Raw genomic sequence first — 19,121 nt, 5'->3', positions numbered from 1 at the left:
ACGGGAGCGCGGTGCGACAGCCCTCCGGTCACGCTCGTGCTGATCATGGGCAGGAGGTCGGCCGGACCAGCAGTGGCGCACCACAAGATCGATCCGAGCGGTACAGGACTGCTGTGCTGACAGCGCTCCCGTGACACTCGCGACGATCACAGGCGGAGGGTCGGCGGAGCCTGCTGCGCCAGCACGATCGATGTGAGCGCTACAAGACTGCTGCGCTGACAGCGCTCCCGTGACGCTCGCGACGATCATGGACAGAAGGTCGGCCGAATCAGCAGTGCGGGAGGCGCAAGATCTATCCGAGGGCTACAGGAGCGCGGCGCTCACAGCCCGCCCGTCACGCTCGTGCTGATCTGCTCCCGTCACGCTCGCGCTGATCATGGGCAGAAGGTCAGCGGAACCAGCAATGCGCTGCTCAAGATCGATCCGAGCGTTACAGGACTGCGGTGGTGGGAGCGCTCCTGTCACACTCGCAATGATCATGCACGGAGAGTCGGAATTCGGCGGCTGCGCACGATCGATGAGGGCGCTACAGGATTGCTGTGGCGGCGACGCTGCTGTCAACCCCCGGAAGGATCATGTGCGGGAGGTCGGCGGCTGAGCGGTCGGGCGTCACCGTGCGGTGGTCGGCGAAGCGCTCCGGTCACGCTCGCCGCCTACTGCGCGGTCTGCAGCAGGCCCGCGGCGGCAGCGGTGCGGGTGATGGTCTGGAGGGGACCGTCGATCTCGCCCGGCACCGCGCCGGGGGTGAGCAGCACCGCGAGGTCGACGCCGGCCCGGTGCACGGCGGCGGCGCGGGCGGCGACGGTCTCGCCCGTGCCGATCGCGCAGAGCCGGTGCACCGCCTCGTCGGGCACCAGGGCGAGCGCGCCGCGGCGGTCGCCCGCGCGCCACAGGTCGGTGGCGCGGGCGATCTCCGGGAAGACGCCGGTGAAGGAGCCCGCGTGCGTCGGGACCATCGCGTACTGCAGGCAGAGCCGGCGCAGCCGCTGCATCCCCTCGGGCAGCCGGTCGCCGGCGTAGGCCCAGAAGGAGACCATCGCCCACACGCTGCCGGGTTCGCGGCCGGCCTCGCACTCCCCCTCGCGGACCAGGGCCAGCTTGGCCGCGATCTCGTCGACCGGGGACCAGGTGAGGAACACGCCGTCGGCGACCCGGCCGGCGAGCCGCAGCATCTTCGGGTTCATCGCGCCGACGACGATCGGCGGTGGCTCCGGCGGCAGGAGCGTGGCGCGGAAGCCCTGCGTGCGCGGATGTTCGACGGACACCCGCTCGCCCGCCCAGGCCGCGCGCAGCACGCGGACGTACCCCTCGATCGTCGCGAGCGGGCGGTCGTGCGCGCGGCCGTGCCAGTCCTCGGTGACCATCGGGCTGCTCGCGCCCAACCCGGCGAGGATGCGCCCGGGGGCCGCGGAGGCCAGCGTCGCGAACCCCATCGCGGCCAGCGCGGGCGAGCGCGGGTAGACCGTCGCTATCCCGGAGCCCAGCCGGATCCGCGACGTGCTCGCGGCCAGCACCCCGAGCATGGAGAAGACCTCCGGCCCGGTCACCTCGCCGACCCACGCCGAGTCGTAGCCCGCCTCCTCGGCCGCCCGGACGAGCCGGAGGTACTCGGGGACACCGAGCCCGTCGTCGACGGGCAGGGTGACCCCCAGCTTCACGACGCCCGCCTCACGGGAGCACCTGCCGTCGCACGTCCCGGGTGTCGTACCAGGTCGTCACCTTGGCGATCCGCCCGTCCCGCAGGTCGAACACGTCGAGCGCGCAGAAGACGACGGGGCGGCCGTCGGCGAGCTTCCCCTCGAAGTCGATCTCGGTGACGATCGCCCCGGGGGTCTCGATCCAGCGCGTCACCCGGTCCTCGTGCTCGGCGTAGCTCGCCAGGACCTTCGGGAAGTGCGCGAGCGCCGCCTCCCGCCCTACGACCGGCGTCGCCCCGACCGTGTGGATCTCCACGTCGTCGGCGAACACCGCGGCCAGGTCCGCGAACGAGTCCGAGTTGATCGCGGCGAAGTAGCCCTCGACCACCGCACGGCTCACGAGCCCACCAGCTTCTTCAGCTCCGCCATGGCCTGGAACGACCACTTGGCCAGCGACGGGTCGCCGAACGCGGTGATGTTCCACATGACCAGGTGCTCCAGCCCGGCCTCTCGGTACTCGTAGAGCTCCTCGGCGACCTGCTCGGGGGTGCCGCAGAAGGCGTAGTGCCGCACCACCTCCGGCGGGATCGCGTCGATGATCCGCAGGGACTCCTCGCGCGGGATCGTCGTCGGGATGAAGTCGTGGAAGCCCGAGCCGTGCGGCCCGCCGTCCAGCGGCGGCTCCACGCCCAGGTCCCGGAACACCTGCGAGGGCAGCAGCACGCACAGCGCCCGCACCAGCGGCGCCTCGGTCAGCCGCCGGACGGTTTCCTCGTCCGGACCCATCAGGATGTAGCCCAACATGCCCGGCGTGATCCGAGAGGGGTCGCGGTCCGCGTCCTGGGCGGCCTGCTGGATCACCGTGAGCGCCTTGCCGTAGTCCGGCGCGGTCATCTTGGTGGGCAGCCACCCGTCGGCCTTGGTGCCGGTCAGGCGCAGCATCCGCGGGCCGTGCGCGGCGGTCCAGATCTCCGGCGGGGTGTCCCCGTAGGGCGACAGGCCCAGCACCGCCTTGTCCAGCGTGTGGAACTGCCCGCGGTAGTCGACGGGCCCGTCGGCCTCCCAGAGCAGGCGCATCACGTCGATGCCCTCGGACAGCCTGGCGACGGGCTTGTCGAAGGACATCCCGTAGGGCGTGACGTTGAGCTTCTCGCCCGAACCGAGCCCGATGATCGCCCGCCCGCGGGTCACGTGGTCGAGCGTCAGCGCCGTGGCCGCGGCCATGGCCGGGTTGCGCCGGATCAGGTCCGTGACGACCACGCCCACCTTGATCCGCTCCGTCTGCGCCCCGACGACCCCCATCATGATCATCGGGTCGAAGTAGGTGTGCGGGTTGGCCTGGACCTTCGCCAGCGGCGTCAGGTCCGGGGTCCACATCGTGTCCGCGTGCCAGCCCATGAGGTGGTCCGGCCACCACACGGCGTCGTACCCCTCGGCCTCGCTGCGCTGCGCGAACTTCACCGCCGCATCCGCCGGGGGCATGATCTGCCCGGGGACGCCCACCTGCAGGCGGTTCACCTCAGTACCTCCACCCGTCGCCGAAGGTCGGGATCCGGGCGCCGAGGTAGTCCTCGACGCAGGTCAGGGCCGCCCGCGCCGCACGGTCGGTGCCGATGCCGCGGCTGCGGAAGGTCTCGGAGGCGAACCACAGCCCCTCGACGTTGGGCGCCCGCCAGTGCGGCCGGTACTTCCCGACCAGGCCCGGCATCTGGATCACCCCGAAGCTCGGCTCGAACACCAGGTGCCGGCGCCGCCAGATCGGCTTGGCGAAGCCCGGCCACATCACCTCGGCGTCGCGCTCGAACGCCTCCATCGTCTGCCGGCACCACTCCCGGTCGCGGCCCTTCGCGCCGGGGATGATCGCGCCCATCACGTGCAGGTGCGTGCCCTCCGGCGAGCACGACGGGTCCATCGCGGACTGGTCGAACATGAAGCCCGAGCAGTCGGTCGACGGCGTCGACGTCCAGGTGGCGAGCTCGCGCGGGTCGAACTGCGTGACCGGCTCCTCGGTGGCGAGGTAGAGCCCCAGCCAGGCGATCCGGAACTTGTCCTGCGCGAGGAACTCGATCTGGCTCGCGTACCACTCCGGCAGCGCGGACCGCGGGACGACGTTCAGCACCGTCCACACCGGCAGCGTCGAGATCACCGCGGGCGCCTCGAGGATCTCCTCCTCGAAGAACTCGTTGGGCAGCACCTTGGGCTCGCGGCCCACCGCCACGCCCTTCACCGCGCCGTTCTCGATGATCACCCGCTCGACCGACGTCCCCAGCCGCAGCTCCCCGCCGTTCGACGTGATCGCGTCGGCGAGGTCGCGCCAGATCCCGTCCCAGCCCTGGCCGGGCCAGCAGGAGTAGGCCGCGGTGTTGCGCTCCTCGAAGTGCATCTTGCGCACGTAGAGGTTGTCGCTGGCGGAGTGGTCGTACCAGTTGTCGGTCATGCACTCCAGCACCGAGATGAACTCGAACAGGTCCACCACGCCCTGGTCGTGCGTGTGCTGGTGGATCCACTCGCGCAGCGAGCGGTCGTCCCAGTCGTCGAGCTCCTCGTAGGGGGTGTTGACGAGGGCCTTGATCACCTTCTTGAGCTCGGTCCGGTCCGTGTACCGGTCCCGGATCGAGCCCCAGCCCTTGCCGTTCTCCCAGATCGGCATGTCGTTGCTGACCTCGCCGTGGATCAGCTCCTTGCCGACGTGCTCGAACACCTTCGTGATGCCCGACCCGCCGTCCTCGATGAGGTGACCGCCGAGGTTGACGGTGAACCCCTCGTCCGGCACCGCCATGGCGCGCCCGCCCAGGTACGGGCTGCGGTCGAGCACCACCACCCGCTTGCCCTCCTTGGCCAGCAGCGCTCCCGCGGAGAGCCCGGCGGCCCCGGCCCCGATGACCACGACGTCGTAGCTCGGCATGACACCTCTCTCTACCAACCGACCGTTTGACACGGTGTCACGGCGGGACGGATCACGCAAGCGCCCGCACCCGGGAGCCGGCGCCCGGCTCACCGTGCGCGGCGGATCCGCACCGTCCCCGAGACTGCCCGGGCCCCGCCCGTCACGTCCAGCCAGACCTCGCAGTCGACGAGGTCCCCCTCGACCGCAATGACCCGGCCGCCCGCCACGACCCGGTCGCCGGCGACCACGTTGCCGTGGAACCGGAAGCGCGAGGCGACCACCCGCCCGTACTCCTCGAGCAGGGTGTGGATGTAGCCCAGGTTCAGCGGCCCCTGGTTGACCACCCGCGACCCCATGCCCAGCTTCTCGGTGACGGCCGGGTCGAGATGGATCATGTTCGGGTCCCGCAGCAGCGCCGCGGCGATCTTCATCTTCTCCGGGTCGACCGACTCGACCACGCGCTCCGCCAGCGCGTCCCCGACCTTCACGCCGGCACCGCCGATCGACGGGGGAACACATAGGTCGGCCGGACGATCACGTGCACGCGCCCGTCCGGCCCGGTCAGCTCGATCCGCACCGTGACCAGGTCGAACACGCCCGTGCGCGCGCCGGTCTTCCGGGTCGCGGCCTCGACGACGCAGGTCACGGCGTAGTCGACGTCGAGCCGCAGCGGTTCCGCGAAGTCCACCGCCCACTCCCCGAGCATCGGGCCGTCGGCCGAGGAGGCCCCGAAGACGGCGAAGACCTCCTCGAGGCTCAGCCCCACACCCCCCTGCGCCGCGAGGAAGGCGAACGTCGGGTGCGCGAGGCCCGGTTCGCCCGGCGGCGCCCCCAACGCGTCCCGGAGCAACCAGTCCGCGTAGTGCTCGACGCGTGCGGTGCCGCCGGGCATGCTGTGACCGACGGTGCCGGAGAGCTTCTCCTCGGTGATCACGGGACCAGAGTACCTACTGGACGGTTGATAGTCAGCTGCCTCGACGGGCCCGGACGCCGTTGCTACGGTTCGACTGTCAAACGGTCGTTGGACAGATCGGAAGGCCGCCGAGGATGCCGGACACCACCGTTCCCGACCTGCTCGAGCGCCGCGCGATGGACGCGGCCGACCAGGGCGTCGTCTTCCCCGACGGCCGCGAGACCTACCCCGAGCTGGCCCGCTCGACGCGCCGGCTCTCGGCCGCGCTCTGGGCGCTCGGCGTCCGGCCCGGGGACTCCGTGGGGCTGCTCCTGCACGGCTGCCTCGACAGCTACCGGCTCTGGCTCGCCGCGGCCCGGATCGGCGCGGTCACGGTGCCGCTCAACCCCCGGCTCAAGCCCCGCGAGCTGAGCTACATGATCGAGAACGCCGACCTGCGCCTGCTGGTCACCACCGCCGGGTTCGCGCCGGTGCTCTACGGGGCGCTGCCCGGACTGGCCGACGGCGTGCCGGGCCGCCTCGCGCTCGACGCCGCCCCGTTGCTGCGCGCCGTGGTCGCACTGGACGCGCCCGCGGCCGGGCTCCTGCACGGGCTGGACGAGACGGCCGACCCCGCCGGGGCCGACGAGGCCCGGCGGGCGCTCCGGGCGTCGGACCCGATCCTCATGCTCTACACCTCCGGCACCACCTCGCAGCCGCGCGGCTGCGTGCACGACCACGCGTCGCTGGTCGCCGAGGGCGGAGCCGTGGCGGAACGGCTCGGCCTGCGGCCCGACGACCGCTTCTGGGCGCCGCTGCCGATGTTCCACTGCGGCGGGTTCGACGTGGCGATCGCCGCCCTCGCCGGGCGGTGCGGGATGGTCCACGTGGGCACGTTCGAGCCCGGGCGGGCCCTCGACCAGCTCGAACGGGAGCGCTGCACGATCGGCTTCCCCGCCTTCGAGACGATCTGGGTGCCGGTGCTCGAGCACCCGCGCTTCCCCGAGGCCGACCTGTCCGCCCTGCGGCTGGTGATCAACGTCGGTGCGCCCGAGCGGATGCGCGCCATGCAGGCCCGGCTGCCGCAGGCCGTGCAGACCTCCTGCCTGGGCATGACCGAGTCGTTCGGGTTCTGCTGCATGGGCTCGCCCGAGGACCCGGCCGAGGTCCGCGCGACCACGAGCGGCGTACCGCTGCGGCACATGGAGGCGGAGGTCGTCGACCCGGAGACCGGCCGGCCCGTGCCGCCGGGCGTCCCCGGTGAGTTCCGCTTCCGCGGCGCCTCGCGGCTGGTCCGCTACCACCGCGACCCCGAGACCACCGCCGCCCGGATCGACGCCGACGGCTGGTTCGCCTCCGGGGACCTCGTCGTGGCCGACGAGGCGGGCCGGCTGCGGTTCGTGTCGCGGCTCAAGGACATGCTCAAGGTCGGCGGGGAGAACGTGGCCGCCGCCGAGGTCGAGGGGTTCCTCTGCGAGCACCCGGCCGTCGGGCTGGTGCAGGTCGTCGGGGCGCCGGACGCCCGCTACGGCGAGGTCGCCGCCGCGTTCGTGCAGCTCAAGGCCGGGGCCACCGCGACGGAGGAGGAGCTCGTCGCCTTCTGCCTCGGGCGCATCGCGACCTTCAAGGTGCCGCGGTACGTGCGCTTCGTCGACGAGTTCCCGATGTCCGGGACCAAGGTCCAGAAGTTCCGCCTCAAGGAGCGCCTGGCCGACGAGCTGAAGGCCGCGGGGATCACCGAGGCCCCCGTGCTCAGCTCCCGGGCCGGGTCGTGATCCGCGGCGCCTCGGTGAGGCCGCGCTGCTTGAGCTCGTCGGCGATCCGCTCGCGCAGCAGGTACTTCTTGATCTTCGTGCCGGACATCGGCCACTGCCCCGGCGCGATCCAGCGGACGTAGCGCGGCACGCGGTAGGTGGCGATCCGGCCGACGCAGAACTCGATCAGCTCCTGCTCCGTGGCCGTCGCACCCGGCTTGAGCTGCACGAACGCGGCCGGCACCTCGACGTAGTACGCGTCCGGGGCGGCCACCACCGCGACCAGGTCGACCGCCGGGTGCCCGAGCAGGTACCCCTCGACCTCGGCCGCGGCCACGTTCTCCCCGCCGACCTTGAGCATGTCCTTGAGCCGCGAGCGGAAGGTGAGCCGCCCGTCCACGTCGACCACGACGAGGTCGCCGGTGTGGAACCAGCCGTCGGCGTCGATCACCTCGGCGGTGCGCTCCGGGTCGCGGAAATAGCCGTCGAAGGCGGTGGGGCCGCGGAAGAGCAGCTCGCCCTGGGTGTCGGGCGGGAGGTCGGCGCCGGTGTCGGGGTCGACGACGCGGACCTCCATCCCCGGCATCGGGTGCCCGCCCGTCGTCACCCGCTTGTCCAGCGGGTCGTCCGTGCGGTTGAGCGACAGGAAGGCCGACGACTCGGTCATCGCCACGCAGGACACGTGCACCGCACACGGCAGCCGGGAGGCCATGTCGCGCAACCGCTCCGGTACCCCGACGGCCATCACCAGGCGGATCCCGGAGAGGTCGAAGCCCGCGAAGTCCGGCCGGTTCAGGACGGGCATCCAGATCGTCTCGAACGCGGCCAGGGCCACGGTGACCCGCTCCGTGGTGAGCAGCTCGAGGGTCGTCGCGGGGTCGAAGTAGCCGGGGTGGACGAACGTCGCCCGGGCGGTCAGGCAGCTGAGCAGGAAGGTGATGCCGCCGCCGTGGAAGAGCGGGATGGCCGTCCAGACCCGGTCCGCGGGGGTGAGCGCCATCCGCTCGCCGATCCCGTCGGCGAGCCGGGTGAGGGCCTCGTGGCTGAGCATCGCGCCCTTCGGCGCGGCCGTGGTCCCCGAGGTGTAGACGATCACCGCGGTGTCCCGGACCCGGACGCCGGGCTGGCGCGCCCACACCGCCTCGTCCGTCGCCGCCGAGAGGTCGGCCGCGGCGAGCGAGTCCGGGTCGTCGAGCACGAGGACGTGCGCGAGCTCCGGGGCACCGTCCGCCGTCGCCTCCCGGACCAGCGGGACCGACGCCGCGTCCGTCGCCAGCACCCGCATCCCGGAGTGCACCACGATCTGCCGCAGCTCGACGGCCTTGAACCGGGCGTTGACGGGCACCGTGACCGCCCCGATCTTCGCCGCCCCGATCATCACCGCGACCAGGTCGATCGACGCCGGCAGCAGCGTCCCGACCCGGTCGCCGCGGCCGACGCCGAGCCCGAGCAGCCGGCGCGCGTACTGCTGCGCCCGCTCCCCGAGCTCGGCGAAGGTGGCCCGCCCGTCCGGGAACACCAGCGCCTCGTCCGCCGGGTGCTCGGCCGCATGCCGGTCGACGAGATCGCCGAGGGTGGTCGGGGCGATCCAGCGACGGGCCATCAGCGGTCGAACTCCACGACGCCGCGGATGATCGTGCCCGCGTGCATGTCCTCGTAGCCCTCGGCCACCTCGTCGAGCGAGTACCGCTTGGTGATCATCTCGTCGAGCTTGAGCCGACCGCTCGTGTACATCTGGGTCAGCCACGGGATGCTGGTGAACGGGCTCGCCGCACCGAACAGCGCCCCGACGATCTTCTTCTGCGACATCGTCAGCTCGAGCAGGTTGATCGGCACCTGGGACAGCTCCGCCTTGCCCGCCCCGGTGACCACGACCGTGCCCGCCTTGCGCACCGCCGCGACGGCCTGGCCGACGTGGTCCGCCGTCGTGACGCCGACGGTCACGATCACCGAGTCCGGCCCCTGCCCGTCGGTGAAGTGGCTCGCCAGCTCGGAGGCCTCCTCCATCGTCGAGGCCGTGTGGGTGGCGCCGAACTCCATGGCGCTCTCCCGCTTGAACGCGACCGGGTCGACGGCGATCACGTTCGTCGCCCCGGCGTGCGCGGCGCCCTGCACGGCGCTGGTGCCGATACCGCCGATGCCCATCACCACGACGGTCTGCCCGGCCTGGACCTGCGCCGCGTTCACCGCCGAGCCCCAGCCCGTCCCGACGCCGCAGCCCAGCAGGCACAGCGGGGCCAGCGGGACCTCCTTCGGCACCTTGACCGCCGAGTTGACGCTCACGGTGGTGAACTCGCTGAAGGTGGAGATGCCGCACATCTGGCCGACCGGCTGCTCGTCGAGCGTCATGCGGTAGCTCGAGGTGTCCTCGAAGCGGGAGCCGACCATCATGTTCGCGCCCAGGTCGCACAGGTTCTGCATGCCCGCGGCGCACCAGCGGCAGCGCCCGCACGAGGGCACGAAGGTGAACACGACGTGGTCGCCGACCGCGAAGCCGGGCGTCTCCGGGCCGACCTCGGTCACCACGCCCGACCCCTCGTGCCCGCCGCAGAGCGGGTAGGTGCCGGCGGGGATGTCGCCCGTCGCCATGTGGTCGTCCGAGTGGCACAGGCCCGAGGCCGCGAGCTTCACGGTGATCTCGCCGCTGCGGGGCCCCTCGAGATCGAGGTCCGCGGGCTCGAACTTGCCGGGCGCGCTACGCAGGATGGAGGCGTGCGTCTTCACGGTGGGGGTCCTCCTCGGGGGATCCTCGGGCCGGACCACCTCGTCGTGGTCCACGACACATTGTCTACCGACCGACCGGTAGTCGTTTCAAGAGCCGGGTTGACGAACGTTCGCCCGGCCTGTCGGATGGTGATGTGAGTGCATCAACGACGAGCCCCACGGTGGACGGCGCCGCGCGGGACGCCATCGCGCAGGCCGTGGTCGGCCGCGACCGCGAGCTGACCCTGGTGCTGGCGGCGGTGGCCGCGGGCCGTGACATCCTGCTGGAAGGTCCGCCCGGGACGTCGAAGTCGACGATGCTGCGCGCCATCACCGAGCACTGGGACGTGCCGTTCGTGCTGGTGGAGGGCAACGCCGAGCTCACCCCGGCCCGGCTCGTCGGGCACCACAACCCCGCCCGGGTGCTGCAGGAGGACTACTCCGCGGAGAACTTCGTCCCGGGCCCGCTGGTCGAGGCCATGCAGCGCGGCGGGTTCCTCTACATCGAGGAGCTCAACCGCGCCCCGGAGGACACGCTCAACGTGCTGCTCGGCGCGATGGCCGAGCGCGCGGTCACCGTGCCCCGCGTCGGCACCCTCTCGGCCGCCCCGACGTTCCGGGTGCTGGCCTCGATGAACCCCTTCGACAACGTCGGCACCGCGCGGATCTCCGACTCCGTCTACGACCGCTGGTGCCGCCTGGCCGTCGGCTACCAGTCCGCCGAGGAGGAGGGCGACATCGTCGCCCGCCGCACCGGCTGCGAGGACCGGGCGCTGATCGACGACGGCGTCGCCCTGACCCGGGCCACCCGCACCCACCCCGAGCTGCGCCGCGGCTCGTCCGTGCGGGGCGCGATCGACCTGGTCGCGATCGCCATGGAGCTGCAGCGGATCGACCGGGAGGGCGAGCGCACCCGGGTGGTCCTCGACGCCGCGCTGTTGGCCCTGTCCGCGCGGGTCGGGGTCGACGAGGCCTCCGACGCCACCCCCGAGCAGGTCATCACCGAGATCTGGGAGAACCATTTTTTCTCCGCCCCCGGCGGGCAGCGCCGGGCCCGCACCGCCTGAACCTCGACCCCAAGGACATAGCCGTCGCGCTGCCCACCGCCGACCCCGGTGAGCGACGGAACCTGGCCCCGTTGCGGCGCAAGCCCAAGCGCCTCGACACCGCACCCGAGCTGTTCAGCAAGGGCAAGGGCGCACCCGTCGTCGCCGAGCTGAACCCCGACCGCTCCGGCGGGCAGGACGAGCTGCCCGCCGGCGGGCAGGGCGTGCTCGTGACCTCGCAGACCGCGCGGCAGCGCGAGCTCGGCGAGCTGCTCGAGGACACCCCACCCGACCCGGTGGTCGCCTCCATGGCCCAGGCCATCGCGCGGCGGCTCTCCGTCCGCCGCCGCCCGCGCGACGCCCGCGCCGAACGCGGGACCGGTGCGCTGGCGTCGGTGCCCTACGCCTACCGCTCCGACGACATCGACCTCGACAAGACCATCGAGATGCTCGCCGAGCGGCCGGTGCCCGAGGACACCGACATCATCGTCCGGGAGCGGATGAGCTCGCGGCGGGCCGCGGTGCTGATCGTCGACGTGTCCGGGTCCATGCGCGGGGAGAAGGTCCGCATCGCCGCGGCCACCGTCGCCGCGCTGTCCGCGGACCTGTCCGGCGCCTCGGACCAGCTCGCCCTGGTCGCGTTCTGGTCCGACGCCGCCGTGCTCAAGCCGCTCACCACCCCGGCGACGCCGTCGAAGCTGCTGGACCAGCTGCTGCGCATCGCCGCCCGGGGGTTGACCAACGTCGGGTTCGGGCTCTCGGTCGCGCACGCCGAGCTCGCCCGCTCCGCCGCCCGCCGGCGCACCGCCATCCTGCTCACCGACGCCGTGCACAACGCCGGACCCGACCCCCGCGACCTCGCCCGCCGGTTCGGTGAGCTGCACGTCCTGCTCGAGACCGACGGCGAGCACGACCTGCCGCTGGGCCGGGACCTCGCCCGCCTCGGCCACGGCACCCTGCACCCGGTGCACACGCACCGCGACGTCGCCCCCGCCCTCAACCGCATCCTCAACCGCTAGGAGAACCCGATGAGCCCCGTGATCGTCATCGCCACCATCTCGCCGAAGCCGGGTGAGGAGGAGGCCGTCCGCGAGGCCTTCCTCGCCGCCATCCCGAAGGTCCACGGGGAGCCGGGCTGCGGGAAGTACGCCCTGCACGAGAGCACGAGCGACTCGACCGACCTCGTGTTCGTGGAGCGCTGGGAGTCGGCCGAGGCGCTCAAGACCCACGGCGCCGCACCGGCCCTCACCGAGGTCGGCGCCGCGCTGAAGGGCCGCCTCGCCCGGCCGCTCGACGTGAAGACCTTCACGCCGATCCCCGCCGGCACCACGGAGCAGGGCACCATCTGAGGGTGACTGTCAGCAGCTCCCTGATCGGCCTCCCGGAGATCACCGCCGCCGCCGAGCGCATCGCCGGGCACGTCGTCCGGACGCCGACGGTGGCGAGCCCGGGCCTGTCGGCCCTGCTCGGGGTGCCGGTCACCACCAAGCTGGAGCTGCTGCAGCGCACCGGGTCGTTCAAGGCCCGCGGGGCCACCGCGAAGCTGCTGTCGCTGACGCCCGCAGAGCGGGCGGCGGGCGTCGTCGCGGTCAGCGGTGGCAACCACGGCATCGCCGTCGCCGAGATGGCGGCCGCGCTCGGCATCGAGGCGGCGGTGGTGATGCCGGAGTCGGCGTCGTCGCGCACGGTCGCGGCGTGCCGGGCCACCGGCTCGGACGTGCGGCTCACCCCGGACATCGCGGGGGCCTTCGCGCTGGCCGTGGAGCTGCAGGCGGCCGGCCGGACCATGGTGCATCCCTTCGACGACCCCGTGGTCGTCGCGGCCCAGGGCACCGTGGGCGTGGAGCTGGCCGACGACGCCGGCGACCTCACCGACGTCCTGGTCAGCATCGGGGGCGGCGGGCTGATCTCCGGCGTCGCGGCCGCGCTGCACGCCCGCCGGCCCGGCCTGCGGGTGTGGGGCGTGGAGACGACCGGCGCCGAGGCCATGTCCGCGGCGATCACGGCGGGCGGGCCCACGCCGGTCGCGCTGTCGTCGATCGTGACCTCGCTCAGCGCCCCGTCGGCGTCGCGGCTGACGTACGAGCACGTCACGGCCCTGGTCACGGACATCCTCGTGGTGCCCGACGCCGAGGCCGTGCGCGGGACGCTCGACCTGGCCGCGCACGCCAAGCTGTGGACGGAACCCGCCGCCGGGTGCCTGGTCCCGGCCGCGCGCCGGGTCCTCGACCGCGTCGGGCCGGGCGCCCGCCTCGGGCTGGTGGTGTGCGGCGGCAACGCGACCTTCGCCGACGTCGAGAGCTGGGCGGAGCGGTTCGGCGTGCGGGACTGATCGACGGGACTGATCGACGGGGCCCGTGCGTTCTCACGGGCGTGGACACGCAGGTCGTGGTGATCGGCGCCGGGCAGGCCGGGCTCTCGGCCGCCTGGGGGCTGCGCCGGGCCGGGCTCGAGCCCGGGCCGGGGTTCGTGGTGCTCGACGCCGACGAGGCGCCGGGCGGGGCGTGGCGGCACCGCTGGGACACCCTCCGCGTGGCCGGCGACGCCTTCTCCGCCCACCGCATCCACTCGCTGCCCGGGCTGGACTTCGCGCCCGAGGACCCCGACCGCCCCGCCAACCGGGTGGTGCCGGAGTACTTCGCGGCCTACGAGCGGGAGTTCGACCTGCAGGTCCGGCGGCCCGTGCGGGTGACGGCCGTGCGGTCGGTGGGCGCGGATCTCGCGGTGGAGACGGAGCCCGGGACGCAGGGCGTCGGTGGCGCCCCGGAGGACCGGACCTGGACGGCGCAGGCCCTCGTCAACGCCACCGGCACCTGGACCCGCCCCTTCGTCCCCGCGTACCCCGGCGCCCGGGACTTCCGCGGCCGGCAGCTGCACGCCGTCGACTTCCCCGGGCCGGAGGCATTCGCCGGGCTGCGCGTGGTGGTCGTCGGGGGCGGGACCTCGGCCGTGCAGTTCTTGCTGCAGATCGCGCCACTCGCCGCCGCGACCACCTGGGTCACCCGCACGCCGCCGCGCTGGCGCGAGGGCCCGTTCGACGACGTCGCCGGCCGGGAGGCGGTCGCGCTCGTCGAGGAGCGGGTCCGCGCGGGCCTGCCGCCGCGGCCGGTGGTCAGCGTGACCGGCCTGCCGCTCACCCCGGCCTACCGGGAGGGGATCGAGAGCGGCGTGCTCGACCGGCGACCGATGTTCTCCCGCATCACCCCCGACGGCGTGGCCTGGGCGGACGGCACCACCGAGCCCGCCGACGTCATCCTCTGGGCCACGGGCTGGCGCCCGGCGATCGGTCATCTCGCCCCGCTGCACCTGCGCTCGCCGCAGGGCGGGATCGCGGTCGACGGGACCCGCGCGGTCGCCGATCCGCGGGTGCACCTCGTCGGCTACGGGCCCTCGGCCAGCACCATCGGTGCCAACCGTGCGGGCCGGGCGGCCGCGCACGAGATCGTGCACCGCCTGCGGGAGCGGGCCGCCGCGTGACCGTCAGGCCGCGCGGCGCTCCCGGCGCAGCATCCGGTACTCCCGGACCACCAGCACCGTGATGACGAGGTCGAGCGCGGCGAGGAAGGGCAGCAGCACCGAACCCGTGTGGACCGCGCGGATGATCTCGTACACCACGAACACCAGCAGGACGACGACCGCGACCGGGTAGGCGGGCAGCCACTTGCGCAGCAGCGCCACCACCAACGCCAGCTTCACCACCCCGTGCAGGGCCAGGTAGAGCACGGCGAAGGTGCGGTCGCCGGACACGAACTCCGAGGTCCCCGCGACGAAGTGCCGGGCCAGCGTGCCGTCGGCCGGGCCCAGCAGGTCGTGCGCGAGGACCTCGGCGACGAGCCGGTTCACGGTCGCGCCGGACACCAGGACCAGCACGATCGCGCCGATCAGCTCCGCCGCGCCGTCGATCCCCTTGACCAGCAGGGCGAGCGTGAAGAGCCGGTCGGTCCGGGTGGCCGCGCGGGGGCCGCACACCGTGTCCTGGTCGTCGGCCCTCACGCGCGTTCCCCCGTCGCTCGACCGCCCCGGACAGCCTGCCCGCCGGCGCCGGGTACCGCCAGGGGCCGCGGGCGCTACCGCTCGATCCGGTCCGCGAACGCTACCGGTCCGGGCGGTACGGCCGTAAACTCGTTAGCGATGCTCAGGAACTCTGTCGCGCCCGGCCGCTACAAGTGGGTCGCGCTCTCCAACACCACCATGGGCGTGCTGATCGTCACGATCAACATGTCGATCCTGCTGATCGCACTGCCGGACATCTTCCGCGGCATCGGCATCGACCCCCTCGCGCCCGGGAACATCTCGTTCCTGCTGTGGCTGATCATGGGCTACCTGGTGGTGACGGCGGTCCTCGTCGTCAGCTTCGGGCGGCTGGGCGACATGTTCGGCCGGACGCGGATGTACAACCTGGGCTTCGCCGTGTTCACGGTCTTCTCGATCCTGCTCGCGGCGACCTGGCTGCAGGGCTCGGCCGGCGCGATCTGGCTGATCGTGATGCGGGTGCTGCAGGGTGTCGGCGGGGCGCTGCTGCTCGCCAACTCCACGGCGATCCTCACCGACGCCTTCCCCGACGACCAGCGCGGCCTCGCCCTCGGCGTCAACTCGGTGGCCGGCATCTCCGGCTCGTTCATCGGGCTGGTCGTCGGCGGCGTGCTGGCCCCGGTGAACTGGCACCTGGTGTTCCTCGTGTCGGTGCCGGTCGGCGTGCTCGGCACGATCTGGGCGTACGTGATGCTGCGCGAGGTCGGCGAGCGGCGGCACGCGCGGATCGACTGGTGGGGCAACCTGACCTTCGCCGTCGGGCTGGTCGCCGTGCTCGTCGGGATCACCTACGGCATCCAGCCCTACGGCGGGCACACCATGGGCTGGACCGACCCGCTCGTGCTCGGGCTGATCCTCGGTGGCGCGGCCGTCCTGGCCGTGTTCGCCTTCATCGAGACGCGGGTGGCCGAGCCGATGTTCGCGCTCGGTCTCTTCCGGATCCGCGCCTTCACCGCCGGCAACCTGGCCAACCTGCTCGCCGCACTCGGCCGCGGCGGCCTGCAGTTCATCCTGATCATCTGGCTGCAGGGGATCTGGCTGCCGAGGCACGGCTTCGCGTTCGAGCAGACGCCGCTCTGGGCGGGGATCTACATGGTCCCGCTGACGATCGGCTTCCTCGTGGCCGGCCCGGTCTCCGGGATCCTGTCGGACCGCTACGGCGCGCGGGCCTTCGCCACCGGCGGCATGGTCGTGGCCGCAGCCAGCTTCCTGCTGCTCGACCTGCTCCCCGTCGACTTCCCGTACTGGGCGTTCGCGCTGATCCTCGCGCTCAACGGGCTGGCCAACGGGCTGTTCGGCTCGCCGAACCGGGCCGCGATCATGAACAGCCTGCCCGCCCGCAGCCGGGGCGCCGGCGCGGGCATGATGACGACCTTCCAGAACGCCGCGACGGTCCTGTCGATCGGCATCTTCTTCTCGATGCTGATCCTCGGCCTGTCGAAGAGCCTGCCGGGCGCGCTGTTCACCGGGCTGACCGGCCAGGGCGTCCCGACGGCCGTCGCGCAGCAGATCTCGGCGCTGCCGCCCGTGGCGACGCTGTTCGCGGCCCTGCTCGGCTACAACCCGATCCAGACGCTGCTCGGGCCGCAGGTGCTCGGCGCGCTCACCCCCGAGCAGGCGGGCTACCTCACCGGCCGGGGGTTCTTCCCCGACCTCATCTCCGGCCCCTTCGCCGACGGCCTGAACCTCGCCCTGGGTTTCGCGGCCGCGGCCTGCCTGATCGCCGCGGTCGCGAGCCTGCTGCGGGGCGGGAAGTACGTGCACGTCGAGCCGGCGGCCGAGCCCGCCACGGACCGGGCCGCCGCCTGACCGTCGTCGGGGGCTGCCAGGGGCCGTCGGGGGCGTGGGTGCCGGGTGCCGCACGCGGGGCACCCGGCACCCACGACGTCAGTCGGTGCGGACCTCGGAGCCGTCCTGCGCCCAGCGGGTGTGGAACGAGCCCTCGGCGTCGATCCGCCGGTAGGTGTGGGCGCCGAAGTAGTCCCGCAGGCCCTGGATGAGGTTGGCCGGGCCGCGCTCGCGGCGGTAGCCGTCGTAGTAGCTCAGCGACGACGAGAACGCCGGGATCGCCACGCCCTGCTCGGTCGCCACGGTCACGACCCGCCGCCAGGCGTCCTGAGCGTTCGCCACGGCTTCGGTGAAGTAGGGGACCATGAGCAGGTTGTCCAGGTCGGGGTGCTCGGCGTAGGCGTCGCGGATCCGGTTGAGGAACTGGGCGCGGATGATGCAGCCGCCGCGCCAGATCGTGGCCATGTCGCCGAGCGTGAGGTCCCAGTCGTTCTCGATCGAGGCCGCGCGCATCTGGGCGAAGCCCTGCGCGTAGGCCACGACCTTCGACGCGTACAGCGCCTGCCGGATGTCCTCGACCAGCTGCTCGTCGGCCTTCTGCGCGGGCGCGGGGCCGGCGAGCGTCGTCGACGCGGCCTTGCGCTCGTCCCGCAGCGCGGACAGGGTCCGGGCGAACACGGCCTCGGTGATGCCGGTCAGCGGGACACCGAGGTCCAGCGCGTCCTGCGAGGTCCAGCGGCCGGTGCCCTTCTGCTCGGCCTGGTCGACGATGACGTCGACGAGCGGGCGCCCGGTCCGCTCGTCCGTCTTCGCCAGGACCTTGCCGGTGATCTCGATGAGGAAAGACTCGAGGTCGCCGGTGTTCCATTCCTCGAAGATCTTCCCGATCGCCGGGGCGTCGAGGCCCGCGACGTGGCCGAGCAGGTCGTACGCCTCGGCGATGAGCTGGATGTCGGCGTACTCGATGCCGTTGTGCACCATCTTCACGTAGTGCCCGGCGCCACCGGGGCCGACGTGCACGCAGCACGGGGTGTCGTCGACCTTCGCGGAGATCGCGGTGAAGATCTCCTCGACCTCGGCGTAGGCCTCGGGGTCGCCGCCGGGCATGATGCTCGGCCCGAGCAGCGCGCCCTCCTCGCCGCCCGACACGCCGACGCCCATGAACCGGATCCCGTTCGCGGCGCACTCCTCGGTGCGGCGCACGGTGTCCGGGAAGTGCGAGTTGCCGGCGTCGATGATGATGTCGCCCTGGTCGAGCAGCGGGGTGAGCTCCTCGATGACGGCGTCGACCGGCTTGCCCGCCTTGACCATCACGATGATCCGCCGCGGCCGCTCCAGCGCGTTCACGAAGTCCTCGACGGACTCGGTGCCGGTGAAGTCGCCCTCGCCGCCGTGCTCGGCCATGAACTGCTCGGTCTTCGCCGCGGTGCGGTTGTGCACGGCGACCGCGACGCCGCGGCTCGCGATGTTCCGGGCGAGGTTCGCGCCCATCACCGCCAGCCCGGTGACGCCGATCCGGCTCTTCTCCGCCATGCGCTCGCTCCCTCGGTGTGGTGTCGCTCGTCGCTGCCAGTGACTGCCGCCGGTGGGCGGCCGCGCGGTCCGCGCCGCCCGCCCCCGGGGGCCCATCCTGCCCTCACGGACGGGGCCGGGGCGACCCGCGCGCGGCGCGAGGTGGTGTGATCCGCTACTCGGCGGAGCGGGTCCCGACCAGCCCGGCGCGCCACAGCCACAGCACCCGCGCGGCGACGCGGTGGTGCGCGGCGACCGCCGCGGGGGGCGGCGTGCGGAACACGGCCCCGTCGGCACCCCAGCGGCGGACCGTGTCGGTGTCCGTGCCGTGGTCGGTGTCGAGCAGCACGTGGACCAGGGCCATGTCCGGGACCAGCACGGCGAGGGCCTCGGCGGTCCCGGTGGCGGGCGGGTCCAGCACGGGCGTCTCCGGCACGGGCGACGGGCCGGCCGGCGCACTTGGCATCCACGGGAGCAGCCGCGTCCCCAGTTCGCGGGCCGCGGCGCCGAGCAGGGTGACGTCGGCCGGGTCGACGGTCACGTACACGAGGTGCGGGTCGAGGTGCTGCTCGCCCCGGCGCGCGGGCCGGCACGCGGGATCGAGGGCGGCGACGAGGTGCCGGCCGCACTCCAGCACGAGACGCGCGGGCAGCGGGCCCGGCTGGGCCGATCCAGCCACCGTCGCGAGGCCGAGGACCACGGAGGAGACGAGCCGGGTCCACTCCCCCGGTGCGTACGGCAGCGCGCGGCGCACGTCCGTTTCCGCATCCACCCGGCCCACCTCCTCGTCACACAGCGTGGCGATCGGCGGGCCGCCTGGCCATACGCGGAAATGCGTAAGCACCCCGCGAGGAGGACGCGGCCCGGCGG

At 73.0% G+C, this 19,121-nt stretch carries 18 protein-coding genes; 7 read left to right on the top strand and 11 right to left on the bottom strand.

Annotated features, from left to right (window positions below; translation table 11 throughout):
• Positions 1-653: 653 nt before the first annotated feature.
• The 6 genes from LWC33_RS09275 to LWC33_RS09250 all read right to left on the bottom strand — a co-directional run bounded on the left by LWC33_RS09275 (position 654) and on the right by LWC33_RS09250 (position 5,458).
• The gene (locus LWC33_RS09275; protein ID WP_233303850.1) at positions 654-1,658 is read right to left on the bottom strand and encodes an LLM class flavin-dependent oxidoreductase; all 1,005 of its coding nucleotides are present in this window, start codon (positions 1,656-1,658) and stop codon (positions 654-656) included.
• A gap of 10 nt (positions 1,659-1,668) precedes the next feature.
• Entirely contained in the window at positions 1,669-2,037 is a 369-nt protein-coding gene (locus LWC33_RS09270) for a nuclear transport factor 2 family protein (RefSeq protein WP_233303849.1), read from the bottom strand.
• Positions 2,034-3,155 (bottom strand): LLM class flavin-dependent oxidoreductase, encoded by a 1,122-nt coding sequence (locus LWC33_RS09265; RefSeq protein WP_233303848.1) that lies wholly within the window; start codon positions 3,153-3,155, stop codon positions 2,034-2,036. The genes LWC33_RS09270 and LWC33_RS09265 overlap by 4 nt, the downstream gene beginning before the upstream one ends.
• Before the next feature lies 1 nt (position 3,156).
• Positions 3,157-4,542, bottom strand: coding sequence for a phytoene desaturase family protein (locus LWC33_RS09260; RefSeq protein WP_233303847.1), 1,386 nt, complete (start codon positions 4,540-4,542; stop codon positions 3,157-3,159).
• Positions 4,543-4,631: 89 nt separating this feature from the next.
• Positions 4,632-5,012 carry a hotdog family protein gene (locus LWC33_RS09255; protein ID WP_233303846.1) on the bottom strand — a complete coding sequence of 127 codons (381 nt, stop codon included), beginning with the start codon at positions 5,010-5,012 and terminating at the stop codon, positions 4,632-4,634.
• Positions 5,009-5,458 (bottom strand): hypothetical protein, encoded by a 450-nt coding sequence (locus LWC33_RS09250; protein ID WP_233303845.1) that lies wholly within the window; start codon positions 5,456-5,458, stop codon positions 5,009-5,011. The genes LWC33_RS09255 and LWC33_RS09250 overlap by 4 nt, the downstream gene beginning before the upstream one ends.
• A gap of 113 nt (positions 5,459-5,571) precedes the next feature.
• Between LWC33_RS09250 and LWC33_RS09245 the strand changes: the two genes are divergently transcribed.
• Entirely contained in the window at positions 5,572-7,191 is a 1,620-nt protein-coding gene (locus LWC33_RS09245) for an AMP-binding protein (RefSeq protein ID WP_233303844.1), read from the top strand.
• Here LWC33_RS09245 and LWC33_RS09240 read toward each other — a convergent pair.
• Positions 7,169-8,773, bottom strand: coding sequence for a class I adenylate-forming enzyme family protein (locus tag LWC33_RS09240; RefSeq protein ID WP_233303843.1), 1,605 nt, complete (start codon positions 8,771-8,773; stop codon positions 7,169-7,171). The genes LWC33_RS09245 and LWC33_RS09240 overlap by 23 nt on opposite strands.
• Positions 8,773-9,894 carry an NDMA-dependent alcohol dehydrogenase gene (locus LWC33_RS09235; protein ID WP_233303842.1) on the bottom strand — a complete coding sequence of 374 codons (1,122 nt, stop codon included), beginning with the start codon at positions 9,892-9,894 and terminating at the stop codon, positions 8,773-8,775. Before LWC33_RS09235 ends, LWC33_RS09240 begins: the two co-directional genes overlap by 1 nt.
• 161 nt (positions 9,895-10,055) lie before the next feature.
• Here LWC33_RS09235 and LWC33_RS09230 point away from each other — a divergent pair, with 161 nt between their 5' ends.
• The 5 genes from LWC33_RS09230 to LWC33_RS09210 all read left to right on the top strand — a co-directional run bounded on the left by LWC33_RS09230 (position 10,056) and on the right by LWC33_RS09210 (position 14,396).
• A complete protein-coding gene (locus LWC33_RS09230; protein ID WP_233303841.1) occupies positions 10,056-10,940 on the top strand; it encodes an AAA family ATPase in 885 nt (294 codons plus the stop codon).
• 71 nt (positions 10,941-11,011) lie between these two features.
• Positions 11,012-11,938, top strand: coding sequence for a vWA domain-containing protein (locus tag LWC33_RS09225; RefSeq protein ID WP_233303840.1), 927 nt, complete (start codon positions 11,012-11,014; stop codon positions 11,936-11,938).
• A 9-nt stretch (positions 11,939-11,947) separates the two neighbouring features.
• A complete protein-coding gene (locus LWC33_RS09220; protein WP_233303839.1) occupies positions 11,948-12,268 on the top strand; it encodes a putative quinol monooxygenase in 321 nt (106 codons plus the stop codon).
• A gap of 2 nt (positions 12,269-12,270) precedes the next feature.
• The gene (locus LWC33_RS09215) at positions 12,271-13,251 is read left to right on the top strand and encodes a threonine ammonia-lyase (protein WP_233303838.1); all 981 of its coding nucleotides are present in this window, start codon (positions 12,271-12,273) and stop codon (positions 13,249-13,251) included.
• Between the two features lie 41 nt (positions 13,252-13,292).
• A complete protein-coding gene (locus LWC33_RS09210; protein ID WP_233303837.1) occupies positions 13,293-14,396 on the top strand; it encodes an FAD-dependent oxidoreductase in 1,104 nt (367 codons plus the stop codon).
• 3 nt (positions 14,397-14,399) lie between these two features.
• Here LWC33_RS09210 and LWC33_RS09205 read toward each other — a convergent pair whose 3' ends face one another.
• Positions 14,400-14,912 carry a DUF2127 domain-containing protein gene (locus LWC33_RS09205; RefSeq protein WP_233303835.1) on the bottom strand — a complete coding sequence of 171 codons (513 nt, stop codon included), beginning with the start codon at positions 14,910-14,912 and terminating at the stop codon, positions 14,400-14,402.
• Positions 14,913-15,050: 138 nt separating this feature from the next.
• Here LWC33_RS09205 and LWC33_RS09200 point away from each other — a divergent pair, with 138 nt between their 5' ends.
• Complete coding sequence (locus tag LWC33_RS09200) at positions 15,051-16,760, top strand: MFS transporter (RefSeq protein ID WP_233303834.1); 1,710 nt, start codon at positions 15,051-15,053, stop codon at positions 16,758-16,760.
• A 78-nt stretch (positions 16,761-16,838) separates the two neighbouring features.
• On the opposite strand, the gene gnd is transcribed toward LWC33_RS09200, so the two are convergent.
• Positions 16,839-18,272: an NADP-dependent phosphogluconate dehydrogenase gene (gnd, locus tag LWC33_RS09195; protein WP_233303832.1), complete on the bottom strand. Its 1,434-nt coding sequence runs from the start codon at positions 18,270-18,272 to the stop codon at positions 16,839-16,841.
• A gap of 154 nt (positions 18,273-18,426) precedes the next feature.
• A complete protein-coding gene (locus LWC33_RS09190) occupies positions 18,427-19,023 on the bottom strand; it encodes a hypothetical protein (protein ID WP_233303831.1) in 597 nt (198 codons plus the stop codon).
• Between the last annotated feature and the right edge of the window lie 98 nt (positions 19,024-19,121).

This window comes from Pseudonocardia terrae (assembly GCF_021343995.1).
GTDB lineage: Bacteria > Actinomycetota > Actinomycetes > Mycobacteriales > Pseudonocardiaceae > Pseudonocardia > Pseudonocardia terrae.
This window is presented reverse-complemented; position numbering and strand designations above follow the sequence as displayed.

Coding starts and splice junctions, on each gene's coding strand:
- LWC33_RS09260 (WP_233303847.1), bottom strand. CDS start 4,542: ATGCCGAGCTACGACGTCGTGGTCATCGGGGCCGGGGCCGCCGGGCTC.
- LWC33_RS09245 (WP_233303844.1), top strand. CDS start 5,572: ATGCCGGACACCACCGTTCCCGACCTGCTCGAGCGCCGCGCGATGGAC.
- LWC33_RS09240 (WP_233303843.1), bottom strand. CDS start 8,773: ATGGCCCGTCGCTGGATCGCCCCGACCACCCTCGGCGATCTCGTCGAC.
- LWC33_RS09220 (WP_233303839.1), top strand. CDS start 11,948: ATGAGCCCCGTGATCGTCATCGCCACCATCTCGCCGAAGCCGGGTGAG.
- LWC33_RS09200 (WP_233303834.1), top strand. CDS start 15,051: ATGCTCAGGAACTCTGTCGCGCCCGGCCGCTACAAGTGGGTCGCGCTC.
- gnd (WP_233303832.1), bottom strand. CDS start 18,272: ATGGCGGAGAAGAGCCGGATCGGCGTCACCGGGCTGGCGGTGATGGGC.